The sequence below is a fragment of the Azospirillum sp. UFLA03-27 genome, assembly GCF_059803775.1.
Genome location: NZ_JAUQTX010000040.1, coordinates 15,665 through 35,175 on the forward strand (window position 1 = coordinate 15,665; position 19,511 = coordinate 35,175).

Here is a 19,511-nt window from a genome sequence, read left to right on the forward strand (position 1 = left end):
GACCGGCCGAACCGGAAAAGCCAGCTCGGAAAGGCCCGTCTGAGAAAAGCCGGTTCGGGAAAAGCAAAAGCCCCACCGCCCGCGCACGACGGACGATGGGGCTTTTCCGTTTGGGCCGCCTACTCCGGCAGGACGCGCAGGCGCGACACGGCGGTGCGGGCCGACTGGTGCGGGCGGTAGAGGTCTTCCACCATCGCACCGGGTTGGGCGTAGTCGCCGGGCGTCACCGCGCGCACCAGATAGACCAGCCGGAAACGCGGCGCCTGCTTCGTCATGTCGAGCGCGGCGACGAAGCGGTCGTCGCGGTAATCGACGGCGCGCGGCGCGGTCAGCTCGCCCAGCCAGGACAGGTCCCCCAGCGGCGCCCCGCCCCCGGCGAAGCGGGCGGCCTCGATCTCGAAGCCGGCGGGCAGCGGATCGGACACCAGAACCTGCCGGTCCATCGGATCGGAGGCGCTGCCCTCCAGGATCACCACCAGCCGGTCGTTCGGACGGACGGCGCCCGGATCGGCGGGGCGGCCGGTCATATCAAACAGGCTGCGGGTGACGGTCATGCCCTGCTCCTCCGCGCCCGGCGCCGCATCGGCGATGCCGGACACCGAGAGGATCTGGCGCAGCGGCTCGCCCCCGGCGTTGCGGATGGCCGGAGGGGCCGCCGGGTCGACGCGCTGGAACAGCGGCTTCGCCCCCTCGGTGACCTGATCGGCCCCTTGCTGGTCCTTCTGGGCGATCTTCATCGACGGCGCACGGTCGATCAGCGCCTTGGCCGCCTGGAGAAGCCATGCCTGCTCCTGCACGCCGGTGGTGCGGACGGCGGCGTAGGTCTTGGACAGGCGCTCGGTTGCCTGGGTCAGGCGATCCCGTTCGACCACGCCGCTCTCGCCCATCAGCGCCACCACGCCGGCCTCGTCGCGCAGCGACGAGCCGTAATCGCGCAGGCTGGCCGACACGACGCGGGCGCCGGACAGCCGGCCGAAGGCTTCCGCCGCGCGGTCCTTGTCGCCCAGCGCGGCGATGGCCGTGGCGACCTGGGCGCGGGCGAAGTCGGTCTGCAGCTTGTCCCAGAAGGTCTCCTGGAAGTAGCGGACGGCACCGGCGTCGATCATCTTGGCGCGGGCCAGCACATAGAGCGCGTAGGCGCGGGCCGGCTGCTCGTCGGCCTCCACCCAGGCGTTGTCGAGCGCGCCGCGCAGCCCGTCCAGCCCCTTGCGATAGGGCCCCTCCGGCACGCGGTAGCCGGCGGCCTTGGCGCGGCCCAGGAAGTCCAGCGCGTAGGCGGTCAGCCAGGAATCGGCCTCCCCTTTCGGCGACCAAGCGGCGAAGGCGCCGTCCATCCGCTGGAAGGTCAGCACCCGGTCCACCGACCGCTGCACCCGCGCCTTCACCCGCTCGTCCGAGGCGACGCCCAGCGCCACCGCCACGTCGCCCAGCGACAGCAGGGGCAGCGCTCGGCTGGCCGTCATCTCCAGCCCGCCGGGGCCGCCGCGCTCCAGCGCGGTCAGCAGGCCGGGAATGTCGAGCTCGGGCAGGTTGCCGAGCGACAGGGCCGCCGTCGCGGTCTCCGGCCGCAGGCCGTTCAGCAGGTCGGGGGGCAGTTCGACGCTGCGCTCCGGGGCCAGCATGGAGGCGGTGCGGCGGGTGACCAGCGGCGAGGCCGGGCGCACCGGGATTTCCCACTGGCGCGTGATGCGCAAGCCGTCCGGCCCGGTCACGTCCAGCGCGACGTGCCCTGTGCCGACGCCGTTGGCGGTCAGCACCCGCCCGGCGGCGGCCCGCTTGCCCTTGCCCAATTCGGGCACGGCGATGTTGCCTTCGCTCAGCGACACGGCGCCGCTGGCGATCAGGGAGATGGTGTAGGCGCCCGCAGGCCCCCCGACGTTGTCGAGCGTCACCGGGACCACCGCCCGGTCCCCCGGCGCCAGGAAGCGCGGCAGGCCCAGGTCGGCCAGCACCGGATCGGCGACCAGCATGGAGGATTCGGAACGGCCGAGCTTGTCCCCGCTCCAGGCCACGGCCATCAGGCGCAGCCGGCCCTGGAAATCGGGGACGTCCAGCGGCACCGCCACCTTGCCCTCCGGCCCCACGGTCAGCACGCCGGAGAACAGGGAGACGACGCGCTCCGACTTCTGCGGAACGGTGACGCCGACCTGACGCAGCCGCGGAGCGGCGCCGGGGCGCGTGCGGGTGGCGTCCAGGACCGCCGGATCAATCAGCCGCCCGAAGGAATCGCGCAGCTCCACGCCCAGGCGGCGCTTGCCCAGATAATGGTCGATCGGGTTCGGCGAATGCTGGTCGGTGAGCTGGAGCACGGCGTCATCCACCGCGGCGACCGTCACATAGGCCGGCTGGCCTTCCGGTGCTCCCTCCACCACCACCTCGGCGGTGACGGAGCGGCGGGGCTCGGTCTGCGCCGGGGCGGCGACGCGCACGTCCAGCGCCCGCTCGTCCCCGTCCACCGCCAGCCAGGACAGGCCGACGGCGCGGCGCGCCACGCCCTTCGACGGGCCGCCCGCCGCGTCCGGCGCGCCGAAGGCGGTCGCCAGCACATAGACGCCACCGGTCCAGGTCGGATCGACGGGGATTTCCAGGAACGCCCCCTCCGGCCCGATGCGGCGGGTCGAAGCTTGCCGGATCTTGCGGTCGGCGACGGTGATCAGCACCTCGCTGTCGTAGGGCGGCTTGACGTAGACCCAGGCGGTCTCGCCGCCCTTGTAGGCGGGCAGCATGACGGTCACGTCCACCTGATCGGGACGCTCGCCGGCGGTCGGGGTCATCCACCAGCCGGCGGCGAAGCGCAGGCTGCTCGCCACGCCCGTCTTGGGGTCGAACACCTCCAGCCGGTAGCGCCCGGCGGTCACCGGGGCCTCCACGGAAGCCGGCTTGGCCGCCTGGGCGGCGAGCGTGCCGCCGGTCACCCGCTGGTCGCGCACCGTGACCTTGTAGTCCCAGCGCCCGTTCGCCTCGAACCACGCGTAGTCGTACTCCTCCTCGAACAGCTCGTAGGAGAGGTCCTCCTTGTCCATCGGCTGGCCGTCCGGTCCGACCGCCACCACGTCGAAGCCGGCAGTGGCGCCTTCCGGCACCCCATCACCCTCGAAGCGCGGGCGGATGCCGACGGCGAAGGGCTGGTGGCGCACCGGCAGGACCAGATCGCGGCTGACCGAGCGGCCCCCGATGTCCAGGAGGGTGGCGCGGACCACCGCCTCCAGCGGCTTGGTGCTCTCCGGCGCCTTGGGCAGCGCGAGATCGGCCTTGGCCTGCCCGTTGCGGTTGGTCGTGAAACCCGGCAGGTCGCTGCGCAGCGGCTTCACCTCCTCCTGCGTGAGGCCGAAGCGGTAGCCGGGCAGGTTCGGGTAGGGATTCGCCGCGGCGCGCAGCGTCACCGCCAGCTCGCCCGGCAGGCCCGCCGCCGGGGCGCCGTAGAGGAAATGCCCGTCGATGGTCAGGGTCGTCTTGCCATCCGCCGGAAGCTCCGCCGCCTCGGCGGCCAGGGCGACCTCAAGGCGCGGCGGCACGAAGTCCTCGACCAGGAATTCGGCGCGGCCCAGCACCGGACCCATCGTGTTCGGCTGGCTCCCCGCCTCCGGCTCGCCGTGGGCGGTGACGGCCCAGGTGCCGGTCATGGCGTTGGCCGGGATCTCGACGCGGGCGGCGAAGCTGCCGCCGCCGGATTCGGCGAGCGGACGGCGGTCCACCTCGAAGCCGTCCGGGCGCTGGATCTTCAGCGTGACGGGACGGCCGGTGACCGGCTTGGCGTCGGCGTCGCGCAGCAGCATCGCCAGATGCACCGTCTCGCCGGGGCGGTAAATGCCGCGCTCGGTGTAGAGGAAGGCGTCGGGCTGGCCGGGGACCGGGCGCGCCGGGACCGCCGCCGCGACACCGCCCGGCGCCGCGTTCGGCGCCCCGCCCGCCGGAGGCGCGTTGGCCAGCGTCGGTGTCACGAGGTCGAGGAAGCCAAAGTCCCCCGCCCCGCGGTAGGCGAACAGCGCCTGCACCGGTTCCCGTCCGGCGGCGCGCAGGGCAGCGAGGTCGAAGCGCGCCAGCCCGTCCGCGCCGGTCAGCGCCTTGCCAAGCTCCTCGTTGTTGCGGGCGAGCAGGCGCAGCTCGACGCCGGCCTCCGGGGTCGCCCCCTTCACGGAGCGGGCGAAGACGACCAGCGCGTCCTCGCCGGTGATGGCGTTCAGGCCGAGGTCGGAGACGACGAACCACTGGGTCGCCTTGTGGTCCCAGCCGCCGGGCTTGATGTCCTCAGTGCTGGCCACGGCGATGTAGACGCCGGGCTCCAGCCGGCCCAGCACGGCGTCGATCGGAAAGGGCGTCACCACCGCCTGGTTGCGGCTGTTGCTGATCGCCATCTCCCCGCGCCACACCTCCTGGCCGGAGCGGTCGAGGATCTCGCCGACCTCGTGGTCGGACATCTGCTGGCCGATGCGGCCGAAATAGATCTTCTCGACCAGACTGCGGTCGTTGATCCGCAGCACCTGGAGCTTCGCCCGGTCGAGGTTGATGGAGCGCAGCGGCAGCCCGTCGGCGCCGATGCGCGGCAGGATGTAGCCCGCCCCGCGGAAGGCCAGCGCCGGCTTGCGGTTCGGCACCTCGATGTCGCGCGCGTCGGGGTTGGGCAGGCGCTTCCCGTCGCTGCCCGGCAAGCCGTCGCGCAGGGTGATGCGGTAGCTCTGCCCGTGCTTCAGCCCCTCGACGCAGAGCGTGCGGTCGCGGGCGACGGCGGTCCCGTCGAAGGCCGCCCCGCCCCCAGCAGGCGTCACCTCCACATAGTCGCGGTAGTTCACCGCGCGCGACTTCTCCAGCCGGTCGGTGAAGGTGAAGCAGGCCTGCGGCACGTCGCGCTCCGCCACCACCTCGGCGGAGGACACGCCGAAGGGCACCGGCTCGGGCGGCGCGTCGGCGGCGATGACGGGGGTTGAGGACGCGACGAGGACGGCACAGACACGCGCCACTGCACGCAACATTCGATCTTCCCTGGACCAGCCGCCCGGCGCGGCGCGCGCGGGCCTATGCGAAAACTTGGGGCCTGCGAAAACATTGTTTTCGGCAAACCGGCGCGGAGTATGCCGAAGCGCCCATGGTTTCGCCACGGCTTTGCGGCCCCGCCCGGAAAATCCCGCAAGGTGGATTTGGTCGTGGATAGGACGGGGATCAGGCGGCGAATTCCAGCGTGAACTGGCTGCCCTCGCCGGGCCGGCTGTCGATGCGCAGGCGACCGCCATGGGCCTCCATCAGGGACTTGACGATGGGCAGCCCCAGCCCGCCGCCCTGCCCCGGCAACGCCACATGCACCGCGGGTTGCCCGAAGGGTTCCGCGGCTTGGTGGAGTTGTTCCGGGGTCATGCCGATGCCGTTGTCCGTCACCCGCACGCGGCATCCGCCGTCCGCTCCGCCGCCGACCGTCACCAGGATGCGCCCGCCCTCCGGCGTGAAGGTGACGGCGTTGGTCAGCAGGTTCAGGAGCATCTGCTTCAGGGCGCGCTCGTCCGCCGAGACGCTGTGGTGTCCCGGCTCGACATGCATGTCCACGCGGATGGCCTTGGCGTCGGCCTGCGGCGCCACCATGCGGAACGCCCACTCGACGACCGGAGCGACGTCGAGATCCTCCCGATGCAGGGGCAACGTCCCCGCCTGGAGCCGCGACAGATCCATGATGTCGTTGATCAGCCCCAGCAGGTGCCGCCCCGATTCATGAATGTCGTGGGCGTAGTCGGCGTAACGCCCGCCGGCCTGCGGCCCCAGCATCTGATCGCGGATGATCTCCGAGAAGCCGAGGATGGCGTTCAGCGGCGTGCGCAGCTCATGGCTGACGCGGGCCAGGAAGTTGCGGTTCAGCGCCAGCGCGGCGCGCAACCGCTCCGCGGTGCGGTGCTGCACAAGAAGGAACAGCGTCACCAGCAGGATGGACGCGGTCAGGATCGCCGCCAGCAGGAACAGCGTGTTGCGCAGGTCTGCCACCCCCGCCTCGATATCCACCTGCGCGACGCCGACGGTGGCGACCAGCGGATAGCTCTCAACCACGCGATAGGCGAAGGCGCGCAGGACGCCGTCGGTCTGCGACTCCTGCCAGTAGACGCCGGCGAGCGACCGGCCCAGTTCCCCCCACAGGCGGGACTGGGGGATGGCGAGGCCGACCGCCTCGACACCGCGCGAGGCGCCGCGGGCGCGGATCACCTTGTCCATCCCGATCAAGGTCACCGCCCCCTGCGGCCCCAGATTGGCCTGCTGGTAGAACTCCGCCAGGATGTCGGGATCGATGTTGGCGATCACGATGCCCGCAAAGCCGCCATCCCCGTCGGTCAACCGCCGGCTGAGGCGCAGCAGGGGACCGCCGCCGGTCGTTCCGGGAAAGGGCGTTCCAATGTGCATCAGGTCGCGCCCGGTGCCCTGATGGAAGGCGAAGGCCGCCTCGTCCCGCTCGTTCGCCCGCCCGCCCGGACCTTCGCTGCGCAACAGCACGGTCCCGTCGGCGTCGAGCACGGTGAAGTGATGGATCAGCGTCGGATCGTAGAGCGTCTGGTCGAGGAAGTTGCGGATGCCGGGCAGGCCGTTCTCCCCGAACTCCAGCGCCAGGGAGCGCAACGTGATGTCCACCTCGTGCACCGCGCGGTGGGTGCTCTTGGCGAAGGCCCGGACCATGATCTCGGCCTTCGCCACCGCTTCCCGCGTCTGGCCGTCCAGCAGTTCGCGGGCCACCTGCGCGTAGGCTCCCCAGACCACCGTGATCGCAACGGCGGCGATGGCGAACACGCACCAGCGGAACGAGATCGGCAGACGCATCCCGGTCTTTCCACAGGCGGCCCACCGGGCCGGGTCCGGACGTTGATCCGTTCCGGCCCGGTATCGACCCTAGAGGACAAGGGGTATCACGCCACCGAAGTCTCCGGCAAGCCTCTCCATCCAGCGTTGACGGCAGAGGTCTTCATGTCATTTACGCGTGAAATACGCCCTCAACCGCTCAACCGCGCCGTCGAGGATTTCGTCCCTCTTGGAGAAGCAGAAGCGGATGAAGCTTCGCGGCGCGTCCTGGACGAAGAAGGCTCCGACGGGGATGGCCGTCACCCCGGCCTCGGCGGTCAGACGGCGGCAGAAGGCCTCGTCGTTGCCGTCGAAACCGAAGGGCGACACGTCGGCGACCACGAAATAGGTGCCGGCGGACGGCAGCACCTCGAACCCCACGGCGCGCAGCCCGTCGGCCAGCCGGTCGCGCTTGGCCTGGAGCCCGCTGGACAACCCGGCGAAATAGGCGTCGCCCTTGCCCAGCCCATAGGCGACCGCCGTCTGAAGGTTGGGCGGCGTGGTGAAGGTAATGTACTGGTGCGCCTTGGCGACGGGCTGGAGCAGGTGCGGCGCGCCGGTGACGTAGCCGACCTTCCAGCCGGTCAGCGAGAAGGTCTTGCCCGCGGAGCCGATCTTCAGGCAGCGGTCGCGCATGCCGGGCAGCGTCATCAGAGGAATGTGCTGACGCCCGTCGAAGACGATGTGCTCGTACACCTCGTCGCAGACGGCGAAGGCGTCGAAGCGCTGGACGAACTCCGCGAGCAGCTCCAGTTCGGCGCGGCTGAAAACCTTGGCCGCGGGATTCAACGGGTCGTTGATGAGAACCAGCTTGGTCTTCGGCGAGAAGGCCGCTTCCAGGTCCGCCCGTGTGAAGCTCCAGTCCGGGGCCTTCAGGCTGACGAAGCGCGGCACGCCGCCGGCCAGCCGGACGATCGGCAGGTAGCTGTCGTACATGGGCTGGAACAGCACAACCTCGTCACCCGGCTCGATGAGACCGAGCAGGCTGGCGGTGAGCGCCTCGGTGGCGCCGGAGGTCACCAGCACCTCGGTCTTCCAATCGATGTCCAGCCCGTAGAACCGCCGGCCGTGGGCGGCCAGCGCCTGCCGCAGGTCCGGCGTGCCCATCATCGGCGGGTACTGGTTCCACCCTTCGAGGATGGCCTTGGCCGCCACGTCCAGCACGTCGGCGGGACCGCGCTCATCGGGAAAGCCCTGGCCGAGATTGATCGCCTTGTGCTCGTCCGACAGGCGGGACATCACCTCGAAGATCGTGACCGGGAGGTCAAGCTCCCGCCGACCAAGGAAGCCTGTCTTCGATTCTCCGGAATTTTGCATCGAACACCGTCGGTGTGGTTGGGTGAGTTCCGTGGTGGCTGATCGGTAACCGGCCAGATCGGGAGAGCGCCGCCCGTCTCGGATCGCGGATCGAACGGACGGAATTCAGCGGTCGTCGCACCAGCCTTGTTCCGGCTTGCCTTATCGACGGATTGCAGCCGTTCGTCCAGCGCCTCGGCGGGGTTTCCCGACCGAGGCGCTGTGCGCGGCCTCCTGTTTCAAGAGCATGCGGCGGCGGGGGACGTGGCGGAACCAGCCGGACACAGCGAGCGTCGACAAAATTCCTGCCCGCTCGTGTCGGGCTCCGTCATCGACGGTCGACGCGAACCCAATAGGAGCAAACGCGCGCGCCCGACCGCCTCACGGGGGGGCCAAGGCGGCAGGGCGGCGCGAACCGACGCGGCCCAGCGGAGACACCGGGGCCGGGCCTACCCACGAAACCGGGCGGGTGAACCGCATGGGGCCGGGCCCCAACGGCGACGCCGCCCGCTCCTCACGCCTGACCGACGCTGTGGCCGGCGTTGCGCCCGCGGCGTCCACGGACGGCGGTCGGGTCGATCGACTCCGCATCCTCGTCGAGCGCCGGGCCGCCGGCACCGTCGGCCTGGTCGGCGCAGCGCTCCGCCAGTTCGCGGATCGCCCCGCGGATCTGCGGGTCGCGGATGTTCTGGAAGTAACGGGCGAGCATCAGCGCCTCGCGGGACCGCAGAGTGCCTTCCGATTCCTCCGCCTGCGGGTTGGCGACCCCCGCCTCCTGGGCAGCGTGGCGTTCCTCCAGCCCCTCGAAGAAGACGGAGACCGGCACCCGGAAGAACTGAGCCAGCTTGAACAGACGGCTGGCCGAGACCCGGTTGAAGCCGCGCTCGTACTTCTGAAGCTGCTGGAACGTCAGGCCCAGAGCCGACGCGACATCGCTCTGGCTCAGGCCGGCGAGCATGCGCAGTTCGCGCAGACGCTGCCCAACAAACACATCGACCTCGTTGAGGCCTTCCTTCTTCTCACGTCCACGTTTTTTCACAACATTCCCCCATCAAAAAAAGTGGCAAAGCCCCATGTCGCGCGAAGCAACATTCGGTTCTGCGTTGGAAAGATTCCGACGCGCTTGTGCCACGATCTTTTTGGTATCGGACAAGCGACCATTGCAACTCAGCTATGACGTCGGCGGTGCAAAGTCAACCACCGTTCCGGCATTTACTACCTACGTCCCAACAAACCACAGAAATAGAAGGGTTATGTACACGCGCATTATTCCTTCTTTCGAGGTAATTTCAAATTGCTCAAAGAAGAAACAATCTGATACATGCCCTTTCGCGGCGAATCACCCCCCTCCTCCTCGCTCGCAGGTGGGCAGAAGAGCGTTGCCGACGCGCATCGATAGGCACATTTTGCCGGGCACTGGGCAATTTCTGCCCACGAATTAACGCTCTCTTCATCAAGAAAGCCCAGCATGCGCGCTTAAGGCAAGGACCGGCGCGGTTTTTGCAAATTCCTTTTTTGCGTCTGCGAAATCAAGAACTTCCCGGAGATCCACCGGGGCATCCGATCGGGGACTAGCGCGTGAACAACCTTCTGCAGACCTTGCGCAACCTGGGTCCCGCGCGCCTGGCCGCCATCGGTGGGGTCGGCCTGCTCCTGATCGGATTCTTCGTCTATCTGATGACGCGCCTCTCCACCCCGGAGATGGAGCTTCTCTACGCCGAACTCCAGCCCACCGAGGCCGCGGCCATCGCCAAGAAGCTGGAGGAGGCGAAGGTCCCCTTCACGGTCGACAAGACCGGCACGAAGATCATGGTCGCCGCCGAGCAGGTCGGGCCGACGCGCATGCGCATGGCCGCCGCCGGCCTGCCCTCGGGCGGCTCCATCGGCTACGAGCTGTTCGACAAGGGCGAAGGCTTCGGCGCCACCAGCTTCATGCAGAACATCAACCATCTGCGCGCCCTGGAAGGCGAGATGGCGCGCACGGTGCAGACGCTGAACGGGGTGCAGAGCGCCCGCGTCCATCTGGTGCTGCCCAAGCGCGAGCTGTTCGCGCGTCAGCAGAATCCGGCGACGGCCAGCATCTTCATAAAGCTGCGCCCCGGCGCCCAGCTGTCGCGCGAGAACATCCAGGCGATCCAGCACCTGATCGCCGCCTCCGTGCCGAACCTCGATCCCAGCCGCATCTCCATAGTCGACGACAAGGGCACCCTGCTCGCCCGCGGGACCGGCAACGACAGCGCGGACGCCATGCTGGCCTCGGCAGAGGAGAAGAAGGTCGCCTACGAGAGCCGCATCGCCCGCATCATCGAGGATCTGCTGGGCCGCACCGTCGGCTACGGCAAGGTGCGGGCGGAGGTTTCGGCCGATCTCGACTTCGACCGCATCACCACGCAGTCCGAGATCTTCGATCCGGAAAGCCAGGTCGTCCGCTCCACCCAGACGGTGACGGAGGCGAACGAGAGCCATGACCGCGACCCGCTGTCGCCGGTCACCGTGGACCAGAACCTGCCGACCGCGCAGTCGGGCAACAACGCCGGACCGATCTCGCAGAACAAGCAGAACCGCAGCGAAGAGACGATCAACTACGAGATCAGCCGGACCACCAAGAACCATGTCCGCGAATCCGGGCAGGTCCGCCGCCTGTCGGTCGCGGTTCTGGTCGACGGCACCTACAGCCTGCCCAGGGACGGCAACCCGGCGGCCTACCAGCCGCGGCCGGAGCAGGAGCTGGAGAGCATCAAGGCGCTCGTCCGTTCCGCCGTCGGCCTCGACGCCGTGCGCGGCGACACGCTGGAAGTCATCAACATGCGCTTCTGGTCGCCGGAAGACGACGTCCAGAAGCCGGAGGAGCTGTTCCTCGGCATGACCAAGGACGACCTGTTCCGCATCGCGGAGATGGTCGTTCTGGGCATCGTCGCCGTCCTCATCATCCTGCTGGTCATCCGCCCGCTGATCACCCGTGCCTTCGAGAAGGCCGACCAGCAGGAGGAGGACGACATGGACCGCCTGCTGGCCGACCAGAGCGGCATGCCCGCCGCCCTGGCCGCGCCGACCGGCGCGCTGGCCCAGGATCTCGCACTGGAGGCTGCCCAGGCCGACGAGGAGCTGGAGCAGATGATCGACATCAACCGCGTCGAAGGCCGCGTCCGCGCCTCCTCGCTGCGCAAGGTGGGCGAGATCGTCGAGAAGCATCCGGAGGAAGCGGTGTCGATCCTGCGCAACTGGCTGTATCAGGAGAGCTGACGCGATGAGTTCGGTCCGCAAATTCCTGTTCGACGAATCCTTCGATGTGGACGCGCCGCCGCGTCGCCAGTTCCAGGCCGACGACGAATATTTCGACAACATCCCCCTGCCGGAACCGGAGCCCGAGCCGGAACCGGAGCTGCCGTCCGAGCCGCCGCCCCCGGTGTTCGGCGAAGCCGATCTGGCCGCCGCCCGCGCCGCCGGCTTCGCGGAGGGCGAGACCGCCGGCAAGTCGACGGGCTACGGCAAGGGCTTCGTGGACGGCAACAACGCCGGCCGCAAGGACGGCTACGAGCAGGCCCGCGTTGAGATCGAGGCGACGGTGCAGGCGCGGATCGCCAACGCGCTGGAAACCGTCGGCAACGGCGTGCAGCATCTGCTGAACGAGCATTACGCCACCAGCGCCCAGCGGGCCGACCAGCCCGTGCACATCGCCCTGGCCATCGTCCGCAAGCTGATGCCGGAACTGGCGCGACGCGGCGGGCTGATGGAGGTGGAAGGGCTGGTGCGCGCCTGCCTGACCGACCTGATCGACGAGCCGCGCCTGGTGGTGCGCGTCGCCGACGACATGGTGGACGCGGTGCGCGAGCATCTGGATCAGGTGATCGCGGCCCGCGGCTTCGGCGCCAAGCTAATGGTGGTGGGCGATTCCGGCCTCGCGCCGGGAAGCTGCCGGATCGAGTGGGCCGAAGGCGGGGTGGAGCGGGACACCGCCGGCCTGCTCTCCCAGATCGAACGGCGGATGGCCGGCCTGCTGGAAGCGCCGCCGGGCTGACATCCCTGCGGGTTGGACGGCGGACAGGTTTTTTTAAGGTTCCAAGGGCTTCTGGAGACTTCGATGGCCAAGGACAGCTTCTCCCTCGACGAGTTGGACGGCGGCGGCCGCAGCGACATTGCGGAGTATGAGACCGGCCTGGGTCCAGCCAAGGATCTGGAAGCGGTCTACGACATCCCCGTCCAGATCTCCGCCGTGCTCGGCAAATCGACCATGCAGGTCAGCCAGCTGCTCAAGCTCGGGCGCGGCGCGGTGGTGGAGCTGGACCGCAAGGTCGGCGAGGCCATCGACATCTACGTGAACAACCGCCTGGTCGCCCGCGGCGAGGTCGTGGTCGTGGAAGACCGGCTGGGCATCACTATGACCGAAATCATCAAGTCGGACCGCGGATGAGCCTCACACGAGACAGCGCTGAAGCGTCCCGCCGGGGTGGGCGTTCCGCCCGTCCGCGCGGCGGGGTGGACATGGCGACGCTGGTCGGTCTGGCCGCCGCCGCCGTGGTCATCTTCGTCGCCATGGCGTCGGGCGGCAGTCTGCGCGCCTTCGTCGACCCGCCGTCGCTCATCATCGTGCTGGGCGGCACGCTGGCGGTCACCACCGCCTCCTTCTCGCTGCCCGACGTGGCCATCGCGTGGCGCGACGCCGGGGCGGTGCTGATCCACCGGACCAGCGACCCGCGCGGCGTGGCCCGGCAGGTGCTCCTGCTCGCCGAGGCGGCGCGGCGCGCGCCGGAGACGCTGCGCAACGTCCTGCCGGAGCTGAAGCACGAGTCCTTCCTGCACCGCTCGGTCACTCTGGTGGCCGAGGGGCTGCCGCCCGACGACATCGAGCGGATGCTGATCGGCGAGGTCGAGGCGTCGGGCGCCGGCAAGGTCAAGAGCGCCGGCGTGCTGCGCCGCGCGTCGGAGGTGGCGCCGGCCATGGGGCTGATCGGCACGCTGGTCGGCCTCGTCCAGATGCTGGGCAGCCTGAACGACCCGTCGAGCATCGGCCCAGCCATGGCGCTGGCCCTGCTGACCACCTTCTACGGGGCGGTGCTCGGCAACGTCGCGCTGGCCCCGCTGGCCGCTAAGGTGGAGCGGACGGCGGAGGAGGACGCGCTCGTCAAGACTCTCTACACCATCGGCGCGGTATCCATCGCGCGTCAGGAAAATCCGCGGCGTCTGGAGATGCTCCTGAACGCCGTTCTTCCGCCTGGAAAGCGGATTCAGTACTTCGACCGGGACTCCGACCGGGGTTCTCCGAGGGGAGCGTAAGATGCGTCTGCTGATCGTTGGAACGTTGGAAGGGTACATCACCGCCGCTGGCAAGATCGCCATGCAGCGCGGGGCGAAGGTGTCCCACACCGACAGCATCGAGGGCGCCCTGAACGCCCTGCGCGCGGCGGCGGGGGCGGACCTCGTGATGATCGACGTCAAACTCGACATCGCGACCTTCATCGAAAGCCTGAAGGCGGAACGGATCACCATTCCCGTGGTGGCCTGCGGCATCGGCACCGACGCGGCGGCGGCGGTGAAGGCGATCCGCGCCGGCGCCAAGGAATACATTCCCCTGCCCCCCGACGCGGAGCTGATCGCCGCCGTGCTGGAAGCGGTGGCGGAGGAAAGCCACGCGATCGTCTGCCAGGACCCGGCCATGCTGGCGACCCTGCGGCTGGCGGACCAGGTGGCGCCCAGCGACGCCTCCGTCCTGATCACCGGCGAGAGCGGCACCGGCAAGGAGCTGATGGCCCGCTACATCCACCGCAAGAGCCGCCGTTCCGACGCGCCCTTCGTCGCGGTGAACTGCGCGGCCATCCCGGAAAACCTGTTGGAATCGGAGCTGTTCGGCCACGAGAAGGGCGCCTTCACCGGCGCCGTCGCGCGCCGGCTGGGCCGCTTCGAGGAGGCCAACGGCGGCACCCTGCTGCTCGACGAGCTGTCGGAGATGCACCCGCGGCTCCAGGCCAAGCTGTTGCGCGCCATCCAGGAAAAGGAGATCGACCGCATCGGCTCGTCCCAGCCGGTGAAGGTCAACGTCCGTCTGGTCGCCACCTCCAACCGCAACCTGGAGAACGAGGTCCGCGCCGGCAACTTCCGCGAGGACCTCTATTTCCGGCTCAACGTCTTCAGCGTCGCCATACCGTCCCTGCGCGAACGGCCGGCCGACATTCCGATGATCGCCGACCATTTCCTGAAGAAATACGCACAGGCCAACGGGCTGGGCGAGAAGCGGCTGTCGGACGACGCGCTGCTGATGCTGCGCGCCCACCACTGGCGCGGCAACGTGCGCGAGCTGGAAAACACCATGCACCGCGCCGTCCTCCTCTCCAAGTCGGAGACGGTCGGGCCGGACGCGATCATGCTGACCAGCCAACTGCTCGCTCCGGAAGGCTCGGCGCAGGCGTCGATCCCGACCAACTCGCCGGTCGCCAACCCCTTCGCCGGGCCGGGCGGCACGGTGCCTCAGGCGCCGCGCGGCTATGGGCAGCCGGCTCCCGGCTACCCGACCTCCTACGCCCCGCCTCCGGGCCACGCCGCGGGGGCCGCGGCCTACGGCAACGCCGGAGCGTCGTCCTATGGCAACGCCGGAGCGGCGTCCGGCGCCCCCGCCGTCCAGGGCCTCGTCGGGCGCACGGTGGCCGAGGTCGAACGAGACCTGATCATCGGCACGCTGTCGCACTGCCTGGGCAACCGCACCCACGCGGCGAACATCCTGGGCATTTCGATCCGCACGCTGCGCAACAAGCTGAAGCAGTACAGCGAGGAGGGCGTGCCGGTGCCGCCGCCGGGCAGCGAGGAACGGGCGGCCTATTGATCCGCTGATCGGAGGAAAGGCGGAGGAGCGGCGGCATGGCACTGACCGAACACAATCCCGGAGCGCGAGCAGGCGGCGGCAACATGTCCGCGCTGACCGACATGGTGGCCGTCGCCAAGGGCGCGCTGAAGCGCGGCGACCTCATCATGGCGGCCGGCATCATGCTGATCGTCGTCGGGCTGATCCTGCCGCTGCCGCCGATGCTGCTCGACATGATGCTCGGGCTGAACGTCACCATCTCCATCCTGATCCTGATGGTGGTGCTGTTCATCGAGAAACCGCTGGAGCTGTCGTCCTACCCGACCATCCTGCTCATCACGACGCTGCTGCGCCTGTCGCTGAACATGGCGTCGACCCGCCTGATCCTGACGCAGGGGCACGAGGGAACCTCCGCGGCGGGCCATGTGATCGAAGCCTTCGCCGGCTTCGTCATGGGCGGCGACTTCATCATCGGCGTGATCGTCTACGCGATTTTGACGATCGTGAACTTCAAGGTCATCACCGCCGGTTCGGGCCGCATCGCCGAAGTGGCGGCGCGCTTCACCCTGGACGCCATGCCCGGCAAGCAGATGGCCATCGACGCCGACCTGTCGGCCGGCATGATCGACGAGACCACCGCCCGCGCCAAGCGCAAGGAGCTGGAGGACGAAAGCGCCTTCTTCGGCTCCATGGACGGTGCGTCGAAGTTCGTGAAGGGCGACGCCGTCGCCGGCCTGATGATCATGTTCATCAACATCATCGGCGGCGTGTCGCTGGCGGTCCTGCGCTACGACATGCCGATCCTGCAGGCGCTGGACACCTTCACCAAGCTGACTATCGGCGACGGACTCGTCTCGCAGATCCCGGCGCTGGTCATCTCCATCTCCGCCGGCTTCCTGGTGTCGAAGGCCGGCACCGGCGGTTCCACCGACAAGGCGGTGGTCGGACAGCTCACCAATCACATCAGCGCGCTCGGCCTGTCGGCGGGCGCCATCACCCTGCTGGCGCTGATGCCGGGTATGCCGATGCTGCCCTTCCTGCCGGTGATCGCCGCCGTCGGGGCCGCCGCCTGGTATCTGCCGAAGATGCGCGCAAAGAAGGAGGCTGAGGAGGCGGAGGCCGCCGCCGCGGAGGCCGCGGGCATGGGCGGGCCGGGCGGCGGGGCCGCCCCGGTGGCCGACGAGCCGATCGCCACGGCGCTGGCCATCGACCTGATCCGGCTGGAGCTGGGCTACGGCCTGCTGTCGCTGATCAACCAGCCGCAGGCGGGCAGCCACCGGCTGACCGACCAGATCAAGGGCCTGCGCCGGCAGATCGCCGGCGAGGTCGGCTTCGTCATGCCGGCGGTGCGCATCCAGGACAACCTGCAGCTTCCGCCCAATTCCTACATCATCCGCGTCAAGGAGATCGAGGCGGGGCGCGGCGACATCCGCCCGAACATGCTGCTGGTCATGGACCCGCGCGGCGAGGCGATGAGCCTGCCCGGCGAGCAGACGGTGGAACCGACCTTCGGCCTGCCGGCCATCTGGATCGAACCGGGCTACCGCGAGGAGGCGCTGTTCAAGGGCTACACGGTGGTCGACCCGTCCACGGTCATCACCACGCACCTGACCGAACTCATCAAGGACAACATGCCGGAGCTGCTGTCCTTCACCGAGACGCAGAAGCTGCTGGACGAGCTGGACAAGGAGCACCAGAAGCTGATCGCCGACGTGGTGCCGGCGCAGATCACTGTGGGCGGATTGCAACGGGTGTTGCAGAACCTGCTTGCAGAACGGGTTTCGGTACGCGATCTTGCCACCATTCTGGAGGGCGTGTCCGAGGCGGCAAGCCAAACCCGCAGCATCACGCAGATCACCGAGCATGTGCGCACGCGCCTGGCGCGGCAGATCTGCGACGCGAACATCAACGAGATGGGAGTCATCCCGCTCGTCACCCTGTCCCCCGAGTGGGAGCAGGCGTTCGCGGAATCGCTGGTGGGCGACGGCGACGACCGGCAACTGACGATGGCGCCGAGCCGGCTTCAGCAATTCATCACTTCGGTCCGCCAAACCTTCGAGCGACACGCCATGATGGGCGAGACCCCCGTCCTGTTGACCAGCCCACTGATCCGTCCCTTCGTCCGCTCGATCGTCGAGCGGTTCCGGCCGGCCACCGTGGTGATGTCGCAGAACGAGATCCACCCCAAGGCGCGGATCAAGACCCTGGGGCAGATCTGATGCAGGCCATGACGAACCAGTGTGACGGGCGGGGAGCGAGCCGATGCGGCTGAAGTCGTTCCACGCCAAGTCCATGTCCGAAGCCATGCGCATGGTCCGCCAGACGCTGGGCGACGATGCCATCATCGTCGCCACGCGCGAAGAGGACGGCGGCGGCGTTCGCGTGACCGCGGCGGTGGAGGACGACGATCTGCAGATGGCGCAGGTCCGCACGGCCCAGCCGACCCGGACCTCCCGCCCCGTGATGGTGGTCGAGGAGGAGCCGGAGATCGACGTGGGCGAGGTGGTGGCCGACGTGCTGCACCGCCACGGCGTGCCCGCAGCCCTGGCCGAGCAGCTGATCGACGCCGCCGCCGGGCTGGACACCGACGACCCCGCGCTGGCGCTGGGCGCCGCGCTCGACTCCATGTTCACCTTCAGCCCGCTGCAGGACCGGCGCGGCGGCAACAAGCCGCTGATCCTGGTCGGCCCGCCGGGCAGCGGCAAGACGCTGATCGTCGCCAAGCTGGCCGCCCAGGCGGTGTTCCGCAAACGCTCGGTCGGCGTGATCACCACCGACACGGTTCGCGCCGGCGGCATGGAACAGTTGGCCGCCTTCACGCGTCTGATGAAAATCAAACTGGCGACGGTGGAAGACCCCGACGCGCTCGCGGGCGCGTTCGAGGTCAGCCGCGGCGCCGACGTCGTCCTGGTGGATACCGCCGGACGCAACCCCTACAACCGGGAAGACATGGCCGACCTCAAGGCCCTGCTGTCCGCCGGGGTGGCCGAGCCGATCCTCGTGCTGCCCGCCGGGCTGGACGCCATGGAAGCCGCCGACATCGCCCAATCCTTCAAGGCGCTGGGCGTGCGGCGGATGCTGATCACCCGGCTCGACATGGCGCGACGGCTGGGCAGCCTGCTCGGCACGGCGCACCGTTCACGCATGGCCTTCTGCAACGCCAGCGTTTCCTCCAAGGTGGCCGAAGGGCTGACACCGCTGAACCCGGTGGCCTTCGCCCGCCTGATGATGCCCGCCGAGGACAAGGCGGCGCGCAACCGGCCCAAGCCGGCGGCCCCTGCCAAGACCAAAGCCGTTCGTTCTTCGTCGAGGACCATCCCATGACCGATCCGGTGTTTCCGGCCGCCCTCAAGAACGTTCACCCGCTGCGCGGTGCCAACGTCATCGCCGTGGCCAGTGGAAAGGGCGGCGTCGGCAAGACGTGGTTCTCGATCACGCTCGCCCACGCGCTGACCAAGATGGGCAAGAACTCGCTGCTGTTCGACGGCGACCTCGGCCTCGCCAACGTCGACATCCAGCTCGGCTTCCAGCCCAAGAACGATCTCGGCGCGGTGATCAACGGCGACGTGACGCTCGGCCGCGCGGCCCAGCGCTACACCGAGGGCGGCTTCGACATCATCGCCGGCCGCTCCGGCTCCGGGACGCTCGCCCAGCTGCCGAGCCAGCGCCTGTCGGGCCTGCGCAACGACCTTATGGAGCTGGCCCGGCGCTACGACTGCGTCATCATGGACATGGGCGCCGGCGTCGACCGCACGGTCCGCACCCTGTCCGGCCCGGCCGGAACGACGCTGGTGGTGACGACGGACGAGCCGACCTCGCTGACCGACGCCTACGCCTTCATCAAGCTGACCCACGCCACCAACCCCACCGCCGACCTGCGCGTCGTGGTCAACATGGCGCAGAGCGTGAAGGACGGCGAGCGCACCTACGGCACCATCCTGAAGGCCTGCCAAAACTTCCTGAAGTACAAGCCCGCGCTGGCCGGCATCATCCGCCGCGACCTGAAGGTGCGCGACGCCATCCGCAACCAGTCGCCGCTGCTGACCCGCTCCCCCAGCTCCGACGCTGCGCGGGACGTGCTGGCCATCGCCCAGCGGCTTCTGAACGGCCAGTAAGTCCGGGATGGGGGGCGCCCTTCCTCCCCAGGCCGTCGGCGCGCCCGCCGCCCCGGCGGCCACCCCCGCGCCCGCCCCGGTGGCGGTCGCCGAGGGCACGGTCAAGGCCCTGCCGGAGCGGTTGCAGGACATCGCCCGCCCGGTGGTGCTGACCGGCACCGTCGTCGGCACCACGTCGGAGGGCCTCGCCCGCGTGCGCACCCAGGCCGGCGAGGTGCTTGTGCAAACCCCGACGCCGCTGCCCGCCGACAAGCCGGTGACGCTCCAGATCACCCCGGCGCAGGTGCTTCTGGAACAGGCCCAGGCCGCGTCGACCGACCCCGCCGCGGCCTCCCCCACACAGAGCCTCGCGGCGAAGGTTCTGGTGCTGACCCAGGGCACCCCCTCGACCACCACACCAAGTGTGCCGACCTCCGGCGGGCCGGCGCCGGCCGTTCCCGGCCAGACCGGAGCGACGTCCCCCTGTCTCTTATACACATCTGACGCTGCCGACGATTATACGC

At 69.3% G+C, this 19,511-nt stretch carries 12 protein-coding genes and 1 pseudogene; 9 read left to right on the plus strand and 4 right to left on the minus strand.

Translation table 11 applies throughout. The features are described from left to right. Positions 1 to 119 precede the first annotated feature (119 nt). From Q4I23_RS08885 to Q4I23_RS08900, 4 genes are all read right to left on the minus strand, one after another. A complete protein-coding gene (locus tag Q4I23_RS08885) occupies positions 120 to 4,970 on the minus strand; it encodes an alpha-2-macroglobulin family protein (RefSeq protein ID WP_498525976.1) in 4,851 nt (1,616 codons plus the stop codon). Positions 4,971 to 5,157: 187 nt separating this feature from the next. After that, entirely contained in the window at positions 5,158 to 6,786 is a 1,629-nt protein-coding gene (locus Q4I23_RS08890; RefSeq protein WP_454017060.1) for a sensor histidine kinase, read from the minus strand. 147 nt (positions 6,787 to 6,933) lie between these two features. Then, a complete protein-coding gene (locus tag Q4I23_RS08895; protein ID WP_454017061.1) occupies positions 6,934 to 8,121 on the minus strand; it encodes an aminotransferase in 1,188 nt (395 codons plus the stop codon). Positions 8,122 to 8,614: 493 nt separating this feature from the next. Further along, positions 8,615 to 9,139: a helix-turn-helix domain-containing protein gene (locus Q4I23_RS08900; RefSeq protein ID WP_498525977.1), complete on the minus strand. Its 525-nt coding sequence runs from the start codon at positions 9,137 to 9,139 to the stop codon at positions 8,615 to 8,617. Positions 9,140 to 9,678: 539 nt separating this feature from the next. On the opposite strand from Q4I23_RS08900, the gene fliF reads away from it, so the two are divergent. The 9 genes and pseudogenes from fliF to Q4I23_RS08945 all read left to right on the plus strand — a co-directional run. After that, positions 9,679 to 11,343: a flagellar basal-body MS-ring/collar protein FliF gene (fliF, locus tag Q4I23_RS08905; protein ID WP_498525978.1), complete on the plus strand. Its 1,665-nt coding sequence runs from the start codon at positions 9,679 to 9,681 to the stop codon at positions 11,341 to 11,343. A gap of 4 nt (positions 11,344 to 11,347) precedes the next feature. Continuing rightward, positions 11,348 to 12,118 carry a FliH/SctL family protein gene (locus Q4I23_RS08910; protein ID WP_498525979.1) on the plus strand — a complete coding sequence of 257 codons (771 nt, stop codon included), beginning with the start codon at positions 11,348 to 11,350 and terminating at the stop codon, positions 12,116 to 12,118. A gap of 63 nt (positions 12,119 to 12,181) precedes the next feature. Further along, complete coding sequence (gene fliN, locus Q4I23_RS08915; RefSeq protein WP_014198330.1) at positions 12,182 to 12,511, plus strand: flagellar motor switch protein FliN; 330 nt, start codon at positions 12,182 to 12,184, stop codon at positions 12,509 to 12,511. Beyond that, complete coding sequence (locus tag Q4I23_RS08920; RefSeq protein WP_498525980.1) at positions 12,508 to 13,374, plus strand: motility protein A; 867 nt, start codon at positions 12,508 to 12,510, stop codon at positions 13,372 to 13,374. The genes fliN and Q4I23_RS08920 overlap by 4 nt, the downstream gene beginning before the upstream one ends. A gap of 1 nt (position 13,375) precedes the next feature. After that, a complete protein-coding gene (locus tag Q4I23_RS08925; RefSeq protein WP_454017066.1) occupies positions 13,376 to 14,914 on the plus strand; it encodes a sigma-54-dependent transcriptional regulator in 1,539 nt (512 codons plus the stop codon). Between the two features lie 35 nt (positions 14,915 to 14,949). Further along, positions 14,950 to 17,112, plus strand: coding sequence for a flagellar biosynthesis protein FlhA (gene flhA / locus Q4I23_RS08930; protein WP_498525981.1), 2,163 nt, complete (start codon positions 14,950 to 14,952; stop codon positions 17,110 to 17,112). A 43-nt stretch (positions 17,113 to 17,155) separates the two neighbouring features. Then, the gene (locus Q4I23_RS08935; RefSeq protein ID WP_498525982.1) at positions 17,156 to 18,217 is read left to right on the plus strand and encodes a flagellar biosynthesis protein FlhF; all 1,062 of its coding nucleotides are present in this window, start codon (positions 17,156 to 17,158) and stop codon (positions 18,215 to 18,217) included. Then, complete coding sequence (locus Q4I23_RS08940; protein WP_014198325.1) at positions 18,214 to 19,008, plus strand: MinD/ParA family protein; 795 nt, start codon at positions 18,214 to 18,216, stop codon at positions 19,006 to 19,008. Before Q4I23_RS08935 ends, Q4I23_RS08940 begins: the two co-directional genes overlap by 4 nt. Positions 19,009 to 19,015: 7 nt before the next feature. Further along, positions 19,016 to 19,511, plus strand: a pseudogene (locus Q4I23_RS08945) (hypothetical protein); the annotation flags it as partial.